Genomic DNA, 19,356 nt, shown 5'->3' with positions numbered 1-19,356 from the left:
CAGACCCTAAAAAAGGAGCTATAGTTTATTATGAACAAAATCGGTAAAAGCGCTATAAGGAAATAAATATTCATAAGGAAAAACTATGTCAACAATGAACTTATTGAAAAGAGCGATGCTTGTTTTTTGCTTCATTGGGCTTCCCTTGTTTGTTACCTCCTGTGCCACCAATCACACTGTTTCATCAAATAGTGAAAAGGGTTATGGTGGAGAAGGCTCAGGAGCAGGTGGTGGTGGACATGGTGGCATGGGCGGAGTCGGTGGCGGCGGACGTTAGTGTTTTATAATTCACAAGCGCTGGGCTTATCAGCCCAGCCTACTCGAGATATACGTTCGCGGCCACAAGTCAGTTACATGATCACTTTCTTTAATGTTTCTAAGCTAATATTGGCACCACTTAAAATAACCACTGCGTTTTTACCTTGAAAGTGTTCTGCACATTTTAAGAATGAGGCCAGAGCTACGGCGGCAGCACCTTCAATTAATAAATGATGCATACTTAAGATGGTTAATAATGCCGCTTGAATTTCATTTTCCGAGACTAAAACAAACTCATCAACGTAATCACGACACAAATCAAGTGTGATCGAATTAGGTTCTATTCCTCCTGCGGTCGCATCAGAAAGAGTTGGCAACGTGTTCATCGAAATAATTTTCCCTGCTTTGACTGACTCTGACATCACTGGAGAGTTTTCTGGCAAACATCCTATAATTTTCGTTTTAGGGGAGACCGCTTTAATGTATCCCGCAATGCCCGCAATTAAACCACCTCCGCCCACAGGTACAAAGAGAACATCAATGGATTCAAGTTGCCGCGTGAGTTCTACACCAAGAGTTCCTTGGCCTGCAATCACCTCAGTATTGTTATAGGGTGATACGTAGACCATATGATGTTGTTTTGCATAATCTATCGCATGTAACTCCGTTTCAACGCAGTCTTTTCCATAGAGTTGAAGCGAATCAGTATAAAAACTGATGTTTTCCTTTTTGACGAAGGATACATTTTCAGGCACAAAAATAACCCCAGGGAGATTGAGTTGGTGTAAGCCATAGGCAACAGCAGCACCATGATTTCCTGTTGATGCGGCTACAATGCCATTTTGTTGCTTTTTACTTAAAGACAATAGGGCATTCAATGCTCCACGGACTTTGAATGAACCTGTATATTGCAAATTTTCACATTTTAAATAAAGATTTGCATGCGTTAACTGACTGAGCGGAACTGAAAAATCTAAAGGGGTTTCACGAATGTGGGTGCGAATTCTACTTTCGGCTTTAAGTACCTCAGTTTTAATATCCAACATAACTTCATCCTCTTTTTAGTGTGAATAAAACCTAAATATTATAAAAATAAAAAATAAATCTTCCTAAAAATAATTTCTTAATTCTTCCTTAAGGTTTGATCTTTATACTTGATCCTGAACTAACAGGGAGCCCGGATGCGATGCGTGTATTAATTATTGAAGACAATGCTGTTAATGCATTTTGCTTGTCTCGACTCATAGAGTCAGTAGTTGCATCGGTATCAATAGATGTTGTGAATAACAGTCAAGATGCTTTGTCGTGTATTGAAACTCAGCTGCCCGATCTCGTTATCATTGATGGTGAGTTGAATTTGATCGATGAATCATCTACTCACGGTCCCCAGCTTGCAGCAGCTATTCTGCAAAAATATCCTCATCTTCCTTTAATCGCTTGGTCAGACTCCGAATTTATGCGTGGGGCTTTTGCTAAGGTTTTTGTGCAATATAATCGTTTAGTAAACGAGTACAATACTTGGGCAAAAACAGTAAGGCCAGAATGCATTCAAAAAACTTGGGCTTATTATTTTGATGAAGCGGCCAATGAACAGCAACAAACATTTTCACATGTAACTCGTGCTAAAAGACAAGCCAGTTATCACCTTGATTATATCTAAGTAGCGGCTCAGCACGCTGAATTTTGTTTGGTTTTGCATCCATTTTTATCCGGGCGTACGCGTTGCGAAATCGGCAAGTACGCCAAAGACACGCTATAATTATAGTTATTCTACTGTTGTGGACATATGAGTAAGATCTATTTCTTAAGGAACGTGCTATGGATTATGGACGGATGCAAAACTCTACCGAGCAAAAAACACACAGAATACGTGGAGATAAAAAGACAAGTAGAAAGAATACTTCTAGTTCTTTAAGTGAACAATTAAAAGTGACTCAAAAAGATTCGAGAGAAGAGAGCGTACCCGCAGAAAAAAGCATGCTTAATTTGGAGGTACAAACCATTAAAACGGAAGAAACATTTTATGCAAAAAGTATTTTGCAAAACATACTGGAAAGCTCCATTGAATACTCTATCGTTGCTACTGATTTAAATGGAAAAATAATCGTATGGAATGAAGGCGCTTATCGCAATTATGGGTACCAGGCATCTGAAATGGTGAATAAAAAAAATATTCTTATTTTGCATCTATCCGAAGACCTGAAATCTGGGGCCGCACAGGCGTTTATGCAAAAAGCGTTGGCGGAGGGTAAAGCCGAAGAGGTGTTTGAGCGAGTTCGTAAAGATGGGTCCCATTTTTTTGCTTCGATCACTTTAACCTTACGTCGAGACGATATAGGTAATCCTATTGGCTTTCTCACCATTTCCAAAGATATTACAGAAGCGAAACAAATTGAAGATCAACTCATTAAGACTAATGAAGAATTGGAACAGTTTGCCTATATTACTTCACATGATTTAAAGGCGCCTTTACGCGCAATCGAACGATTAGCTACCTGGATTGAAGAAGATAGTGCTGACAAATTAGATGATAAGTCAAAGGAACATTTGGCATTATTACGTCAACGCACGTTACGTCTGTCCAACTTAATTGATGGAATATTACAATATTCGCGCGCAGGGCGTGTTGATTTGAATATTGAACTTGTGAATGTTAAAACAGTTTTAAAAGAGATCATTGAAAACATTAATCCTGAAGGTCAGTTTACGATTCTCTATCCTAAACGATTACCTATTTTTAAAACAGCGAAGATCCCGTTAGTGCAGGTGTTATCCAATTTGCTCAATAACAGCATAAAACATCACCATAGGAAAAAAGGGCTTATTACTGTAGAGGTTAAACCGTTGGGAGCATTTTATCTGTTTACTATTAAAGATGATGGTCCGGGAATTGCATCTGAGTTTTTTGATAAAATTTTTGTTGTGTTTCAAACGCTTAAATCAAGAGATGAATTGGAGTCTACTGGTGTTGGCTTGAGTATTGTGAAAAAAATTGTCGAATTTCAAGGTGGAAAAATTATGGTGCAATCGGAACTCGGAAAAGGAACTACAATGTCATTTACTTGGCCTAAACAGCTCGGTAAAAAAAATATTGACCAGTTCTAACTTGCATTTTTGCTAGGAAACTCAAGCAGATTCCAATAGTGATGTAACGATGAAATTATTTCCATAAATCGTGAAATATGAAAAGGTTTTACAATGTAGCCGGCAACATTCAAGTTGTATGCATCTATTTTGTCCTTTTCGCTATTTGATGTCGTAAGAATAAAAATTAGCATGGATCTTAAATTTTTATTGGCGCGGACATTTTTTATAAATTCGATGCCATTCATCTTAGGCATATTAATATCCAGGATGATTATTTTCGGTGTGGGGTGAATTTTTTTCTCGCCATTTTGCCCTAATAATTTGTTTAATGCTTCTAATCCATTAGTTGCAACATGAAGAGGATTATCGATATTATTTTTTTTAAAGGTTCTTTGCATGTCTTTAATATCAATCGCATCGTCATCTATGAGCATGAAATGAATTGATTTATCTAACTCATACATAATTTCTTCCTAATCTTTATGTACTATAAATTATAGGCAATAAATTTAATTTTTTTCAAAATTGATTAATTTTTAGTACTATAATTAATTTAAGATTTGACATCGATACTGGCTAAGTTTTTTAGCGAGAATATTTCCTGAGTTCCGCAGACTTTTATTATTCATTTAAAGTATGGGAATGCGGAAGGAGAATGGTTATGGAAACCCACAAAAACACCGTAGATATTTTGTATATCGAGGATGATATCGTTGACGTCGAGGGTGTAAAGCGAATATTTAAAAAAGTTAAAGAATCTTGTGCTATTGAAATTGCCTCAAATGGGGAAGAAGCATTAAATAAGCTATTTGGGCGTGACGGACAAGAAAAAATCCATCCGAAGGTGATCCTTCTCGATATTAATGTACCCAAAGTCAATGGAATTGATTTGTTAAAAATTATTCGCAAGGATCCTTCATTAGCTTTTACCGAAGTATTTATTCTGACAAATGCTTATACGAAAGAAAATAAGTTGGCCATTAAAGATTTAAATGTAAGAGGACAAATTATTAAACCTCTGGAATATGGTGATGCATTGAACATTTACTGGGCAACACACCATACATAAATTGAGATAGTCCCATCGCTTTGTATTCCATAGTTAAGTTCAATCCTTTTTTAAGATTTTATATTTTCCTAACAGTAGTAGACTGGGTGACGGTTTGCAGGAGCGTAACCCGGGTTTCACTTCGTTTCACCCAGGCTACAAAAGAAGTACGAGCAATACGTTAATGAGCCGCATCCCAATTCGCGCCTGTGCCAATAGAAACTACCAGGGGCACGGAGAGCATAACCGCATGTTCCATCAAGTCACGAATTATTTTTTTACTGACTTCTACTTGAGTATGATGTACTTCAAAAACCAACTCATCATGGACTTGCATGATCATTTTTGCTGGAGGATTTTTTTGTTCCTTTTGCCATTTCGCGATAGAGATCATGGCTTTTTTAATAATGTCTGCCGCAGTTCCTTGCATCGGCGCATTAATTGCCGTTCGTTCGGCTGCTTTTTGTCGTATCATATTGCGCGTATTAATTTCTGGTAAATACAAACGTCTACCAAATAAGGTTTCGACGTAACCGAGCTGGTGAGCTTGTTGACGGGTGCGGTTCATGTATTCCAAAACTTTAGGGTAACGTTGGAAATAAGTATCAATGTAATATTGTGCGTCTTGACGTTCGACACCAATTTGTTTTGCCAGGCCAAAAGCAGACATGCCATAAATCAGGCCAAAGTTGACTGCTTTAGCGCGACGACGATGTTCGCTGCTGACTTCTTCTAGCGGTGTTTGAAAGATTTCGCTGGCAGTTGCTGCGTGAATATCCCAACCCTGAGCAAAGGCTTTTAACAAATTTTCATCTTGTGATAAATGCGCCATAATTCGTAATTCGATTTGCGAATAGTCGGCTGCAAGGATAAGGTAGTTCTCGGGTGCTATAAATGCAGTACGAATCAGGCGTCCTTCTTCACTGCGGATAGGAATGTTTTGCAAATTGGGTTCACTCGAGGACAATCTGCCTGTGGCCGCAACGGCCTGGTTATAGGAGGTGTGGACTCTATGCGTTTGTGGATTCATTTTTTTAGGCAAGGCGTCGATGTAGGTCGAGACCAGTTTTGTTAGGCTGCGGTATTCAAGAATCACCGCGGCAAGGCGATAATCATAAGCCAGCTCTTGTAATACCGATTCTGCTGTGGAAGGTTGTCCCGTTGGGGTTTTTGCAATTACGGGCAGCTTATGTGAATCGAAGAGAATTTCTTGTAATTGTTTTGGGGAGTTCAGATTAAATGGTTTGCCCGCTAGTTGTAAGGCTTCTTGCTCCAATGCATGGATACGTTCTTTCAAGCGAGTTCCATGTTGTTCCAAAGTCACGCAATCTATGAGTACCCCTAAACGCTCCATATCGGCAAGTATGGTAACCAACGGCATTTCTATTTCATTGAATACACTGAGTACGGGTTCTGGGATCGACGGGAAGAGTTTATTATGAAGTTGCAAAGTTATTTCTGCATCTTCTGCGGCATAAGCTGCTGCTTTATCAACAGGAACCTGATCAAAACGCAACTGCTTTGCCCCTTTGCCAGCAACTTCCTCATAACTAATGGCTTTGTGTCCCAGATATTTTAAAGCCAATGAGTCCATATCGTGACGACCAGCAGCGCTGTTGAGTACGTAAGACTCTAACATCGTGTCATAACTGATGCCGTTTAGCGTGATGCCATGATTTTTCAAAACAGAATAATCGTATTTGAGATTTTGACCAATTTTTTTTATCTGGGGATTTTCTAAAATGGGTTTTAATGCAGTTAACACTTCTTCGCGAATTAATTGTACTGTGCCATCCGTATGGGTGAACGGAATATACACGGCTTTTCCTTCTTCAATTGCCAAGGAAATGCCAACAAGCTCCGCTAACATAATATCTATGCTGGTTGTTTCTGTATCGATACAAAATACTTGGCATTGCTCCAATTGATTGAGCAAATGATTTAATTGTTGGTTTGTCGTAATTATTTCAAAAGGTATACTGGATACACTTGGTTTGTTCGCGGAGGAGTTTCCTTCTGCTCCTAAGAGTTCTTTAAGCCAGTTTTTGAATTCAAATTCACGTGTTAAATCAATGAGTTGTTCTTTATCCATTGGCTGAGGTTTTAACTCACCCCATTTGAGAGGCAAATCAACATCCGTTTTGATGGTTACTAATTTTTTGGATAGGGGCAGTTGGGGGATACTTGCACGTAAGTTCTCTCCGATTTTACCACCAATGGCGTCTGCATGTTGGATGAGGTTATCCAATGTTTGATATTCGCTAAGCCATTTGACCGCTGTTTTCGGTCCACATTTGTTGACACCAGGAACATTATCTACGGTATCACCAATAAGTGTCAGATAATCAATGACCTGTGCTGGCGTAACGCCAAATTTTTCTTGGACTCCTGCAATGTCCATGCTGGTATTGCTCATGGTATTGATGAGCGTAATATGTTCGTTAACCAGCTGGGCCATGTCTTTATCGCCCGTAGAAACGACCACTGAAACTCCTTGTTCTGTGGCTTGTTTTGCTAAGGTCCCTATCACATCATCTGCTTCAACCCCTTCAATAATCAATATGGGCAGTCCCATGGCTTGTAAAAGCTGGATTAAAGGGGCAAATTGGATGCTTAAGTCATGAGGCATGGGTGGCCTATGAGCTTTATATTCTGGATACCAATCATCTCTGAATGTTTTCCCCTTGGCATCAAAGACCACAGCTAATTCTTCGGGCTGATAGTCCTTGATGAGCTTTTTAATCATGTTGGCTACCCCATAGATGGCTCCGGTGGGTTGGCCTTTAGAGTTAGTTAAAGGCGGTAGTGCATGAAATGCGCGAAAAAAATAGGATGAACCATCAATGAGAATCAAGGGAGATGTCATAGTTACTCTGCCTCTTCTTTGGCAAGTTGTTTCTTCAATAAATCAATTTGCTCTGAAAGTGCTTTAATATTTTTGCGCATTAAAGGAATTCGATTCACTCCGAGCTCATGTTGGATAGCAAGATCTTTGGGACGCGCTGGGTTTCCTAAATAAACATTTCCTTCTTTCAGATGTTTGTTAGGTGGTACTCCAGTACGAGCACCTAATATTACTCCATCATCAATGCGTACATGATCACTCACCCCAACATTGGCAGCAAAAATCACATGGTTTCCTGAAGTGGTGCTGCCTGCGATACCAGTAAAACCACATAGAATATTATGCTTACCTAATTTAACAGAATGGGCTACCTGGACTAGGTTATCAATTTTAGTTCCTTCGCCAATAACAGTTGCTCCCATTGTGGCGCGATCAATTGCGGTATTTGCGCCTATTTCTACATCATCTTCAATCTGGACATGTCCGACATGAGGCACTTTAAGATGTTTGCCATCAACAAAGGTATAACCAAATCCATCAGAGCCTACAACCGTAGAGGCATGAATGATGACTCTGGAGCCAATTTGGCATTTATCGTATACGGTAACATGGGGATGAATGGTGGTGTTAGCACCTATAGTCACTTCACAACCAATATGAATATGGCTCTTTAAAATACTGTGATCTCCGATAATACTGCCTGCTTCAATCACTACATAAGGACCTATAAAGACTTCATTTCCCAATTGCACTCCTTCACCAATGACCGCAGTGGGATGAATGCCAGGAAGCGTTTTTTGTGGGGGATTGAAATGGTGCATCAACGTAATAAAGGCTTTAAATGGATGCTTTACCTGAATTAATGTTTTTTTTGAAACAGAAACTTGTTCGCTGACTAATATGGCAGCTGCTTCTGATGCTTCGGCTAATTTCACTTTGTCGTTACTATCAGCAAACACTATACTTCCGGGGGCAATGTCGTCAATCGATGATAAGACAGAAACCTTTATTGAGTCATCACCTATGACTGCCCCTTGTACCTTGTTTGCTATATCAGCTAGTGAATAACTCATTTGTTGGCCTTTTTTTGTAAAATAGCCGATTATATACCCAAGAAACCTCCATTGCTATGCTTTAGGAGGCTTCATTTTCTTACAAAGGATAGGCTAAGGTAGTGGTTTTTGCTGGAGTATCTCAAGGTTCTAATAGTGCACCACCCTATAAAATAGGGCATCCACGTCAGCTTGATAATCATCAGCTGAAGTTTCTTCTTTCAGACTTAATGATTCCATTTTTAATGTCACGGCTTGCTGGAATAACTCTTCTACATTTTTTCCTGTTTTTGCACTTGCGGTCATGTAACATAAATTATGATCCTGAACAAAATGATTTAGCTCTTCAACATCTAATTCTGGATCAGGTGCTGCATCGCTTTTTAGCCCAACTAAAATAATTTTCCCCAGGTTGTTTCTATCTAAATGCTGATTAATTTCTTCTAGCCATTGTATGGCACTATCAAACGTTGCTTTTCTGGTCAAATCAAAACCGATAATTGCAATGTCAGTCTCTTTAAAATACACCCTGCAGAAATTTCCATAACGTGCTACTCCGGGGATATCCCATATGTGAAGATTTATTTTACTGTCATTGAGCTCAATCAATTGGTGATAAAAATCTGTGCCTATAGTCGCTTTAACATTGGAGGGATATTTTCCTGAAGTAAGTGTTTTTAATAAAGAGCTTTTACCGCAACCATCTCCGACAAAAATTACCTTGAGTGACGGGGGCTGTAGCCTGAACTCTTTCAGTTCAATTTCAGTGTCGAAAAGACGAAGTTTCGTTCTCATTTTTTATCCCTAAAAATAATTATAACAATCCAAAGTGACGATATGAATGTGATCAATATTGATAAAAATTCAGCATACAATCAAGCCTTTTAATGAATTAAACAACAAAGGCCAGATTGGGCTTACACGGAGGCAATCAATAAGCCCGATTTTCTAACTGAATGGCAGAGATGCTTTCGTGCACGCTCAATTCTGATATGCGAAGTATAGAAAAATAGACCCAAATCCTGTATAAAATTAGCCTGAACGCTGTGGATTTCATGATTAAAAATCAAAAGGATATGTATGTTAAAAAAAATAATCGCTTTAGGAGCTGGTGCATTTTTTTCAATCAATGTATTTGCTACTGAAGATCCCTATGCTCCCGCTTTGCCCCAGGTATGGTCATCAATTATTATCGTTAGTGGAGGGCCAGCTTGGTCTAATCCAGGGAAAGATCAGTATCTTTATCCTTTTCCACCACCACAGAACAATTATTATATCGCCGATTCGAAATCCGATTGGTTAGGTACAGGCGGAATCTTTTTTGGGTTACAGCATTTTATTGGTGCGAGCGATGTTATTGGTCAATTTGGTCTTGGTGTTGCAGCAGCCAGTGATGCCTCGCTTTCGGGTACGGTGGGTGTGAATGGTGTTCCCGATGTTTATACCTATCAGTATAAAGTAAGCCACGTTCGCGCCGAATTTAAAGGTAAGTTGGTTGCTTGTGGCTTTCAAACCCTACAGCCTTATCTGAGTGGTAGTTTTGGTGTGGGTTGGAACCATGCCCATGACTGGACTCCTACGACAATCGATCCAGTTCTTTATCCCACATATTGGTTTACTACGGCCAGTACGATGGCTTTTTCGTATACGCTTGGGGCTGGTGTGCAAAAAATGCTAACTCCTAACTGGCAACTAGGTGTAGGCGCTGAGTTTGCAGATTGGGGTAAAAATTATTTAGGCGGTGATGGCGCGACTTTGAACCAAGGTCCAGGTATGCCTCATTTATACACTACGGCATTGATGTTTAGCATAGGCTATATGTATTAATGAATTGAGAAGATCTCTTACTTTAAGCCCCGTATTACGCTGAGTTAATACGGGATACCTGCTTTATCTTATATATCTGCGTAAGATCAAGGCCACATTAGCCCCACCAAAGGCAAAATGATTGGATAGAACGATATCAATAGCCTTTTTACGTGCTTCATTTGGCACATAATCCAAATCACAATCAGGATCAGCGGTTTCTAAGTTGATTGTAGGTAATAACAAATCATGCTGCAGACTAAGAGAGGTGGAAATAACTTCCATGACACCAGAAGCGCCAATTGCGTGTCCGATCATTGATTTTTGGGCGGTGATGGGGAGCTCATAGGCTCTTTCACCAAATTTTGCTTTAATGGTTTGTGTTTCAACCCTATCATTTAATGGCGTTCCAGTGCCATGTGCTTTGAGATACTGAATATCTCGCGGGGATAGTTTTGCATCATCTAATGCACCTTGAATGGCGCGTTGTTGTCCTTCTGAAGAGGGTACCGTAATATGAAATGCATCACAGCTGGCGCCGAAACCAATTATTTCGGCAAAAATAGTAGCGCCGCGTGCTTTAGCCTGATTTAACTCTTCAAGAATTAAAACCCCAGCACCTTCAGCCATTACCATCCCTGCACGATTTAGATCAAATGGACGGCAGGCTTTTGTTGGTTGTTCATTGTTCGTAGACAGTACTTTTAATTTACACCAGGCAGACATCATTGATTCCCAAATTGGTGCTTCAGTACCGCCACAAATCGCAGTGGAAATGTTACCATGAGCGATTTGATGATAGGCGGTGCCTATGGCATCAGCTGATGAAATACAGGCATTAGAAATCGTTGAGTTAGGGCCCCCCAGACCAAATGCTATGGCAATAAAATTTGCAATGGAATTGGCCATTCCTCGGATCACAGTCAGTGGTTGCATTTTTCGCCAATTGTCAGCGAAGAAAAATTGATAACTGGTTTCTGATTCGGGATATCCTCCCATTCCAGTTCCCATAAAGGTTCCCGCTTTGCTGAGTTCATGGGCAGTAAGCCCTGACTGTTCTATTGCATTATGCGTGCAATAAAGAGCGAATTGAGCTGCTCGTGGGTAACGCTTATTTTTATTCAGCTCGGGAAGATGTTCTAGGGAGAAATCAGTAATTTCACCTGCTATTTGTGTTGGATACACAGAAGGATCATAACTTTGGATGCGTTTTATTCCGCATTGTCCCTGTTTTGCTGCTTCCCAGAATTTATTTACGCCTGTTCCTATGGAAGAGGTTATTTCCATGCCGGTTATTACAACCCTTTTTTTCATTATGATCCTTTTAATTTTTAATGTGTGGAGCCTTCCATGTAAGCCGAAAGAGCGGCTATCGAAGTGATAGTTCCACTTTTTTAGGACAATACTAAAGGCCAGATTTAAATTCTGTCAAGCACTACGATGAGGTTTTATTTTACAGAAAAATGTTTGCCCAGATAGCGAGCATATAATTCAATTAGCTTTCGCCATCTGGGTGATTATGATGCAATTAGTGGGTGTGTTTTGGTTTTACTATTTGTTGTAATTTGTAGAGATCGATTTCCCAGTATTCACACGAATTTTGTGTGAGAAAACCGAGTCGAGTATAGAGGTCTAGTGCTTTTTGATTGTGAGTTTCAACATCGAGATTGAGCTCGGGCTTGCCTTCGCTTAAAGCATAATTAATACAGTGAGAAATCAATGCCGTTCCTAAACCTTTGCCTTGACGGACAGGCAAAACCGCGATATCAGAAAGGGTTGCACCATGCTGTTGCCAGCGTATGTGTGCTTTACCTATAAGATGATTTTCTTCAAATGCCAATATTATTTGATAGGTCCTATCACTCAGTATGTGTTCAAAACGAGGAATTAATTCAGATTGGGTTTTAAAGAAACACGCTTCATCGAGAACACAGAGTAAAGGAATATCTTGCTCTGTTGCTGTACGATAGGTCAGCTCTTTTTTATAATCCAATAAGGGATTTAAATCATGTCGTTCCATATAGTATTCGCTATGCATATAAAGAAATCCACGCTCAGCGAGCCATTGATCATTTACATGAGAAGGACTAGAAAAAATCAATTTAAAAAAGCCTTGTTCTTTCACAAGCGGTAAAATATGGTGCAGCATTTTTTTAGCAATGCCTTTACGTCGATAATCTGGATGCACAAGCAATGAGATTTCAACGGCATCTTCATAAAAGAAGAAAACACTTAAAAAGCCCACCAAATGGTGTTTGTCATAATACAACAAAACCGTAGGCAAATTTCGTTTTTGTGTCAGCAAATGAGTATATAAATTAGGTGCACTACCATCCTTTTTTCTACAGACGGCTCTTAATTGCTCTAGATCTTTGAGTTGAGCTTCATTGAGTTGGTTTGTATTACTAAGCATAATTGATCTAATAAGTATTATTCATTTTTTTAAAGAATAGCTGGTTTTGTCTTAATTTGCTCTCATTAACGTTGAAATTCATTAAAAATGTAAGTTTAAAACGGCGACGACAATTTCTAAAATAATCAATACAATGATGATAATCTCTAAGTTATGCCCATGTCGATTGTCTAGATACCCATTAAACATATCAAAGATTTCATTAAGGGTGTCCAACCGATGATTTATTGCATTGACACGTCTTTGGATATGCAAGTAGCGCTCCAGCATAGAAAAGTGCTCTTCTAATGTCGGATGCTGCCAAAAATATTTTGGATGATAAAGGAAATTACTAATTAAATTCATTTCACTTTTGGCACCAAGAATTTCTCCAATAATCTGTTGTATTTGTGTGCGGCTAATTTCCATTTTACCTTTTAGTGAAAGGGTTTGGATCATCGGATTATATTTTTCAATGAGCGCATCAATGATGGTTTCAAAATATTGTAATTTTACTGATTGAGAAAACCCATAAGACAGACTGAGTTTGAGTTCATCACTTTCATCTTCAATGTTTAAACAATCCACATCGAAAAAATCATGTGGCTCTATCGTGGTCTTATCACTGAACTGGTAGTGGAATTCATCATGTACCAAAAGAGTAACGGGTTTATCAATCAAGAGTTTGATCGTATTTAAATAATCATTAATTTGATAACGTTTGATTCCCCAGGAAACCACGGTGCCATTTTTAAAAACAAATATCGTATGTTCTTTATTGTTGTTGGCACTTAATTTAAGAACATCCCGGGTCTTCAATGAAGTAAATTCAGTCGACGAGCGTTTAAAGTGATTGTCCACTCGTGTTAAATCAATCGATTTGGCTATACAAAAACTCAAGCATTCCATGATGTTAATAACCCGCGAAATACGCTTTTTATGGTGAAAAATGGATATATAAACTACTGAACCTGATACGTTGCAAGGAGGTACAGATACAGTATTTTACAATATATAATAATTATCTCAAGTTTAACTGGGGTTTGCTATCACATTTTACGTTTATGCAAATGAGCACTTATTGGCAAGCGCATGACTCCCGCACTTCTAGCGCGGGATGTAGATACTTTCAGGTGCGCTGCCAATAGACTTTATGCACTATCTGCAACTTCGCGACTTGGATAAGTTTTTTTCCTGTCAGTTGCTCCACCTAACCATTGTGGACAAACTTCTAAAATTTCAGCAATCTTGTTGAGCTGTTCGCCCCCAGGAAGCATATGCCCAAAAATTAAAGAATTTGCTAAATGGCGCGACACACCAAATACTTTAGCTACGGCTTTGATCTTTTCGGCTAAATCCTCAGGAAAGCCCAATGAGGCTAACTCGCGATTGAAGCGTTGCGAAAATACTTTACTGTTCATTTTCTCCTCCATGAAAAAAAATATTCAGCATCATGCTGATCTATCCTAATACCTGTCAATCCTTGATTCAGGTAAGAGAGTTATAACTCATTTTTTTTTAATAGCAAAGAGTTTTTTAGCATGAAATCAATTAGTTATTATTTAACTTGCCATTATGACAACTAGTTGACCAAAGGATGATGCAAAATCAGGGGTATTTCCCTGAAAGAGTGGGGGCTGTATCTGCAATGAAGGCAATGTGCCGAAACTCAGCTAATGTTTAAATAATAAATTGATAGTATAATATTAATACGATATGAAGAAAATAATCCTATCTACCATGAAGTAGAAAAACATATCAGAAAAAATACAACCGTATTTGGAATGAGGTGTAATATGGGCAATAGCTATAAAAACATTTATGCAAAACTAGGGGCTCGAGACAAAGTTAAAGAGCTTAAGGCACAGGAAGATTTATCCAATTTAAACGCCCTAAAATTAGGATATCTTCATGAAGCATTTCTAGCTTATCAAGACTCTAAAAAGGGAAAGGTTCCAGCAGAGCCAGTAACTACAAAAGCTTATAAAAAATTTGCCGAGCAAAACCCAGATTTTATGAATTACCATAAAGCAGCTCTTCTCTTGTATCACGAAAAGTTAGATGCGGTAGCGGTCAAATCCAGAGACAAACATGCTTTAGAACAGGCGGTTAAGCTGGCATTAACGAGCTTAACTTCCAAGAAAATTATAAAAATTGATAAAGGAGAAATAGATGCGGTAATCGGGGCTCTCGTAGAAAAAGCAGAGCGTGTCGGCGCAGCAAACTATGCAACGACTAAGGATTGGCATACTGACTTAGCTGCTTATACTGTTGCTCATAAAAAGCCGAAAAAAATGGCAGCAGCACAAGGTGAAATAAATAAAGCAATGCAAAAAGCTTTGACTGCATTGGAACCTTATGCGCACTACGGTACAGAAACAATAGACTATGATTTTGCCAAAGTAATTGAATACGCCTGTAAGCAGTATGAAGATTTAAATCTCAATCCTAGTGACAAAAGGAAAGCTGATCTTGTGGCAATACGAGATATATTAAAAAAATTTGCCGATCATGAAACAAAAAAAATTCCACCTGAACAAGTTGATAATGCGGTTAAAGCAATAGCAGGGTATTTTTCATCCTCAGCGTTTAGCAGAGGGTTTTCAAGCCGATTTGAGGATTGCATAAAGAAAGCCGTCGACGGGTACTTTGAAAGGCTCCATAAAACCCAAAGTGATATCAGAACGCTACAAACAAAAACATGGTCTGATTCTGGAAAAGAAGCAAGCAAAAAATTAGTATTAGCCGTACATGGATTACAAGACAGCGTCAACACTTTTAATACAGTCGCGAATCAATATGTCAGAAAGGGCTATAAAGTCTTAAGCTATGATCAGTCGGGTGCAGCTTTTGATGAATCCCGCGGAAAAGAGGACTTGAATCTTAGGCAAATGCAATTTGATTTTTACAGCATGTTAGAAAAAGCCTATGCCGATCCCGATGTGGATGAAATCGTTTTATTGGGGCACAGTTTAGGTGGTGCGGTTATTGCCAACGCATTAAATATGATACATCAACTGAATGAAGAAGGTGAACCTAAAAATAAAATTAAGAAAATTCAGTTAATGGCCCCAGCAGTCATGAAAAACCCAAAATTACAAATCATCGGTAATTTACCAACGATTTTATCTAGCAATCCTGGCAACAAAGATGAGCATGCGCAACTCATAGAACAACAAGGGATAAGACGAGAAGGTGGTGCTTCGGCACTCTCATCATTGTCTGATTTTATTAAGTTTGTAGCGAATGCTTTTAAAAACTTAAAAGAATTTTTCAAAAAAGATAATCTAATTCCTCTGGAAGTTCATTACTCTGAAGCTGATGGTTTGGTCAACAAATCTAATTTCGAAGAAATTGCACAAAGTGCGGCGAATCCTAAGGCCCAAACTTTTAAAAATCAGGGGCAACACCATTTCCACCGCGCGCCTGATTCAACGGTAGTCACGCAAATTGAAGAACTTCCAGACGATGCACCGGCTTATAAAGCACCCTGAGCTTGATAATTACCTGGCCCCTCCTCTGGAGTCTCTTCAATTTCAATAGCAGGCATATTAAAGCCTGCTAATGTATTCTTGGGGGCTAATGAACCTTCTTGGAAAAATCTGTTTTTTCTTTGGTATTCCTCGCCAAGAGGTAGCCCAAACAAATCGAAGATACTAAAAATCACGGCAAGGAAGCCATAAAATGCAGATTTAATACGTACATCACTTTCGATGGCGGCGCGATGTTCAGCACAAACAAACTTTAGTTTTTGGTTAAATTCAGCATGCTTTTTTAACTGTTCTGTGGGCGATAATTTAAAATACTCGTCCGTTGCAAGCGTTAATTTTACCAGCGCACTTTCTAATTCTGCGGCATAAGGATTATTGGCCATCTTTAATTGTTGCATTGACTGCTGAATTAGGTCTAATTTTGTCCGAGCCGTTTTTTCCGGATCAATTAGATTATTTTTCAAATATAGATGATAGGTGAGATTGAGCACCTGAAATGCAGGTGCTTCTCCTTTACGCCCTGACAGGCTTAGTTTCCGGGCAAACGTATCCAGTACCAGCCCATGGTAAGGATGTATTTTAATGCCACGCGCAGCGATGCGCACCATGTCATCGAGAGCGATCATATATTTACCAGGTTCAATACTATTACATGTCTGTGCAGCGCAATCAATTAGTGCGAAAGCAGATGCGGTGAGCTCTTTTTCATTCTGCGGTTTATGCGGACTCTGCAAATAATTGATTAATGCAGTTCTGAATTTTTGGATTAAAGCTTTGGCCATTAAAAAAGCGGACATTTGATTTTAATTAGGCTGAGTGTAATCAATAATTTTGAACCAGTAAATAAAAAATTCAGAAAGAGCAAAAAGTGAATACCTTTTTAACAAAAATGAGAAAAGTGCTAACGGTACTTTTAATACCTAGTGATATCGTCTTTGTTGAGATATTTTCGATCAAAATGAGAATTAATTTATAAATTTTTGCACTATTCGTATGAAATAGGGTATAATGTCGGACTGAAATTGATGAGAGTTTGCTCTCTTTTTTAGATAACTTCATATTTTTATTATTCTTTGTAGTTGTTTAGGGAAAATAAACCATTACAAGGAATATTTCTTTCATACTAGGAGTTAAAACAGAATGATGAAAATAGCCTCAGTATTATTGGGTTTGGTTTTAACTGGTTTCGCTTTTGCAGATAGTCCTAAAGAGATTGCAGTTCATAAAGTCACTCTTACTGGCTTACAAGCTGGAGAGGGTCGCTATATTCGTAGTGATGTATTCGCAAATAATAAATTTCAATCAGGATATTATTTTTGTGCTGGTGCTGATAGCGTTCTCTACGATATGCAGTATGTGTTTTCAAAAAGCCAAGAACCATTCCATGCAGAACATTTGATTAAGTTCTCAATATGCCAAGATGAAACTATGGCTCAATGCCAAGAGTTTGCTACAGATAAATACCATACATATAGAAATCTTCATGGTTATTTGCAAAATGATGTGAGCAAATCCACTGTGGACGTGTCTCCGTTAAAGATGGTTTTCCAATCGTGTGAACCTACTGCGGAGATGGATGAGTTGGTGAAACGCTCAATTTATGAAAGTGATCGCCGCTTTTCTCACGTAGGCTAACAATTTTTCTTCTTTTAGTGATTGTAACCATGGGAGCGCTTACAGTTCCCGTGGTTTTACATCACTTGTCTCAGGTGGCATGCTGTTTGTTTTTTGCACCAATCATGTACAAACCTCGATTTGTTAATTTTTTGTAAAGTCCATTCAAAAATTCACCTGAAGCCATCAACCGATGGTTAAATAGTGCTCATTTTAAAGTACCCATGTAATTTAGTTTGGAGGATAGTGAATGAAAAAAATAAGCGTATTCGGATGTTGGTTATTATTAATGCTTGCAGTGGATGCGCACGCTTACCAAACGCGAGAAAGTAAAATTTACAGTGACAACGGCCAACTGATTCACATTGATGGCCTATCATGGTCTGGATTTCAGGACACAAATGTTTTTCAAGGTTTACAAAGCAATCCCTTTTATGCAATCCCATCATTAGGTTCTAACCCAAGAGCTTATGGCATGATGGATTTGATCAGCAGCCCATGGGAGTTTCCAAGTTCAGGTGTAGATAAAAATACTGCCGTGAGTTTTAAAACGCTGCGCTTACCCATACAACCCGAGGTTCTTTATGATGAGCAGCATGAAGTCGATTTGAATAAATCGCTTTCAGACAAGTCTTTTCCAAATGCGGGCAACGGTGTCTTTTGTAAAACATGGCAAAGTAATGGCCCGGCTTGTGACAAAGCAGTGACTCCAAAACAAGCTTTTTGGATTGTTTTACAGGAGCTAAAAAAGAAGAACATTAGAGTCATGATTGATATGCATCATCGCCATGGCTATGGCGATGCAATGCGTGATGGGACAGTGTATGACATGAAACAATATGAGCAAGATATTGCTCTGTTAGCCACAGAAATCAAAAACCGCAACTTAGATAACGTTATAGGAATTGATATTTTTAATGAACCTTATCGATTAAACTGGTTTAAAACGCATGACTCTCAAGTGCCTTGGACCAAAGTTATCGCTACGGCTGCCAATGCGGTACAGAAAAATAATCCTGAGCTACTGTTGTTTGTGGAAGGTCCTGATTCAGGAAATGATGATTCAAATAATCCAGCCATTTGTGTGCCTAAATCACAAGTAGTAGATGACAATGGTTATAGTCATTCTCCCGATCCTGCTTTATGTGGCAATTTAGAGCGCATGTTTTTTAAAGGAAATTGGGGCGAGGATTTCAAACCGTTACTTGATGAAACACAAGCTAAAAATGGAGTTGCTGTTTTTGATAAGACCAAATTCAGAAATGAGTTAATCAATCAAGGCATAAACCAGGCAGCATTACCATGGTTATTGGGTGATGATGCCGCACAGAATGGACATATAGTTTTTTCACCACATGTTTATCCTGCTGAAGTTGCTGGTTGGGAAACCGCTCCTGGGATGGCAAGCCAATTACGTTTTGACTGGTCATGGGGATTTTTATATAAAGCAGGTTATCCTATTGTACTTGGTGAGGCATCTTGGAAAACTGCAAAAGGAAAAGCTTTTTTTACTGATTCGCTAATGCCTTATTTACAAGCGAATATGGAAACCAACAACATCTTCTTTTGGGCAATCGGTTATCTTGGGGATACGGTAAGTGCTATTGATCCTAACTCTGGTGCACTCAATTTAGATGTTCAGCGCACGTTAAAAAATTATTTTGATGACGTGTAATTGCTGTAGATTCGTAAACGTAGTTGTAGCCTGGGTGCAGGCGAAGCTGTAACCCGGGTTTTAATCATCAATTTTCCCGGGTTTCGCA

Annotated in this window: 18 protein-coding genes; 8 read left to right on the top strand and 10 right to left on the bottom strand. The window is 38.8% G+C overall.

Annotated features, from left to right (window positions below):
- Positions 1-85: 85 nt before the first annotated feature.
- Positions 86-277 (top strand): hypothetical protein, encoded by a 192-nt coding sequence (locus tag Lste_RS12770; protein ID WP_058511312.1) that lies wholly within the window; start codon positions 86-88, stop codon positions 275-277.
- A 73-nt stretch (positions 278-350) separates the two neighbouring features.
- Here the strand turns inward: Lste_RS12770 and Lste_RS12765 are convergent, their stop codons facing one another.
- Positions 351-1,304, bottom strand: a complete 954-nt coding sequence (locus Lste_RS12765; protein WP_058511311.1) for a threonine/serine dehydratase — start codon at positions 1,302-1,304, stop codon at positions 351-353.
- 140 nt (positions 1,305-1,444) lie between these two features.
- Between Lste_RS12765 and Lste_RS12760 the strand changes: the two genes are divergently transcribed.
- Both Lste_RS12760 and Lste_RS12755 read left to right on the top strand, forming a co-directional pair.
- Positions 1,445-1,918, top strand: a complete 474-nt coding sequence (locus tag Lste_RS12760; protein ID WP_058511310.1) for a response regulator — start codon at positions 1,445-1,447, stop codon at positions 1,916-1,918.
- 158 nt (positions 1,919-2,076) lie between these two features.
- Positions 2,077-3,363, top strand: a complete 1,287-nt coding sequence (locus Lste_RS12755) for a sensor histidine kinase (RefSeq protein WP_058511309.1) — start codon at positions 2,077-2,079, stop codon at positions 3,361-3,363.
- Here Lste_RS12755 and Lste_RS12750 read toward each other — a convergent pair.
- Positions 3,360-3,809, bottom strand: a complete 450-nt coding sequence (locus tag Lste_RS12750; RefSeq protein WP_058511308.1) for a response regulator — start codon at positions 3,807-3,809, stop codon at positions 3,360-3,362. The two genes, Lste_RS12755 and Lste_RS12750, sit on opposite strands and share 4 nt — an antisense overlap.
- A 197-nt stretch (positions 3,810-4,006) precedes the next feature.
- On the opposite strand from Lste_RS12750, the gene Lste_RS12745 reads away from it, so the two are divergent.
- On the top strand, positions 4,007-4,414 hold the full coding sequence (locus Lste_RS12745) for a response regulator (protein WP_058511307.1): 408 nt from the start codon (positions 4,007-4,009) through the stop codon (positions 4,412-4,414).
- A 160-nt stretch (positions 4,415-4,574) separates the two neighbouring features.
- Here Lste_RS12745 and polA read toward each other — a convergent pair whose 3' ends face one another.
- The 3 genes from polA to Lste_RS12730 all read right to left on the bottom strand — a co-directional run bounded on the left by polA (position 4,575) and on the right by Lste_RS12730 (position 9,085).
- A complete protein-coding gene (polA, locus tag Lste_RS12740) occupies positions 4,575-7,259 on the bottom strand; it encodes a DNA polymerase I (protein WP_058511306.1) in 2,685 nt (894 codons plus the stop codon).
- A 2-nt stretch (positions 7,260-7,261) separates the two neighbouring features.
- Positions 7,262-8,311, bottom strand: coding sequence for a UDP-3-O-(3-hydroxymyristoyl)glucosamine N-acyltransferase (gene lpxD / locus Lste_RS12735; protein WP_058511305.1), 1,050 nt, complete (start codon positions 8,309-8,311; stop codon positions 7,262-7,264).
- Positions 8,312-8,440: 129 nt separating this feature from the next.
- Positions 8,441-9,085 (bottom strand): Rab family GTPase, encoded by a 645-nt coding sequence (locus Lste_RS12730; protein ID WP_058511304.1) that lies wholly within the window; start codon positions 9,083-9,085, stop codon positions 8,441-8,443.
- Positions 9,086-9,370: 285 nt separating this feature from the next.
- Between Lste_RS12730 and Lste_RS12725 the strand changes: the two genes are divergently transcribed.
- Complete coding sequence (locus Lste_RS12725; protein WP_058511303.1) at positions 9,371-10,117, top strand: outer membrane protein; 747 nt, start codon at positions 9,371-9,373, stop codon at positions 10,115-10,117.
- Positions 10,118-10,180: 63 nt separating this feature from the next.
- On the opposite strand, the gene Lste_RS12720 is transcribed toward Lste_RS12725, so the two are convergent.
- The 4 genes from Lste_RS12720 to Lste_RS12705 all read right to left on the bottom strand — a co-directional run bounded on the left by Lste_RS12720 (position 10,181) and on the right by Lste_RS12705 (position 13,909).
- On the bottom strand, positions 10,181-11,410 hold the full coding sequence (locus Lste_RS12720; RefSeq protein ID WP_058511302.1) for a beta-ketoacyl-[acyl-carrier-protein] synthase family protein: 1,230 nt from the start codon (positions 11,408-11,410) through the stop codon (positions 10,181-10,183).
- Positions 11,411-11,624: 214 nt separating this feature from the next.
- Entirely contained in the window at positions 11,625-12,509 is an 885-nt protein-coding gene (locus tag Lste_RS12715; protein ID WP_058511301.1) for a GNAT family N-acetyltransferase, read from the bottom strand.
- 81 nt (positions 12,510-12,590) lie between these two features.
- On the bottom strand, positions 12,591-13,397 hold the full coding sequence (locus tag Lste_RS12710) for an RMD1 family protein (protein WP_058511300.1): 807 nt from the start codon (positions 13,395-13,397) through the stop codon (positions 12,591-12,593).
- Between the two features lie 242 nt (positions 13,398-13,639).
- Positions 13,640-13,909, bottom strand: coding sequence for a hypothetical protein (locus Lste_RS12705; protein ID WP_058511299.1), 270 nt, complete (start codon positions 13,907-13,909; stop codon positions 13,640-13,642).
- 375 nt (positions 13,910-14,284) lie between these two features.
- Between Lste_RS12705 and Lste_RS12700 the strand changes: the two genes are divergently transcribed.
- Positions 14,285-15,982: an alpha/beta fold hydrolase gene (locus Lste_RS12700; protein ID WP_058511298.1), complete on the top strand. Its 1,698-nt coding sequence runs from the start codon at positions 14,285-14,287 to the stop codon at positions 15,980-15,982.
- On the opposite strand, the gene Lste_RS12695 is transcribed toward Lste_RS12700, so the two are convergent.
- A complete protein-coding gene (locus Lste_RS12695) occupies positions 15,967-16,776 on the bottom strand; it encodes a hypothetical protein (RefSeq protein ID WP_058511297.1) in 810 nt (269 codons plus the stop codon). The genes Lste_RS12700 and Lste_RS12695 overlap by 16 nt on opposite strands.
- A gap of 343 nt (positions 16,777-17,119) precedes the next feature.
- Between Lste_RS12695 and Lste_RS12690 the strand changes: the two genes are divergently transcribed.
- Both Lste_RS12690 and Lste_RS12685 read left to right on the top strand, forming a co-directional pair.
- The gene (locus Lste_RS12690) at positions 17,120-17,614 is read left to right on the top strand and encodes a hypothetical protein (protein WP_058511296.1); all 495 of its coding nucleotides are present in this window, start codon (positions 17,120-17,122) and stop codon (positions 17,612-17,614) included.
- A 229-nt stretch (positions 17,615-17,843) separates the two neighbouring features.
- The gene (locus Lste_RS12685) at positions 17,844-19,268 is read left to right on the top strand and encodes a cellulase family glycosylhydrolase (RefSeq protein WP_058511295.1); all 1,425 of its coding nucleotides are present in this window, start codon (positions 17,844-17,846) and stop codon (positions 19,266-19,268) included.
- The last annotated feature ends 88 nt before the right edge of the window (positions 19,269-19,356 follow it).

Origin of the sequence: Legionella steelei, from assembly GCF_001468005.1 — a bacterium.
Lineage (GTDB): Bacteria > Pseudomonadota > Gammaproteobacteria > Legionellales > Legionellaceae > Legionella > Legionella steelei.
The sequence above is the reverse complement of the archived record's forward strand: the minus strand, read 5'-3'. Positions and strand labels throughout refer to the sequence as shown.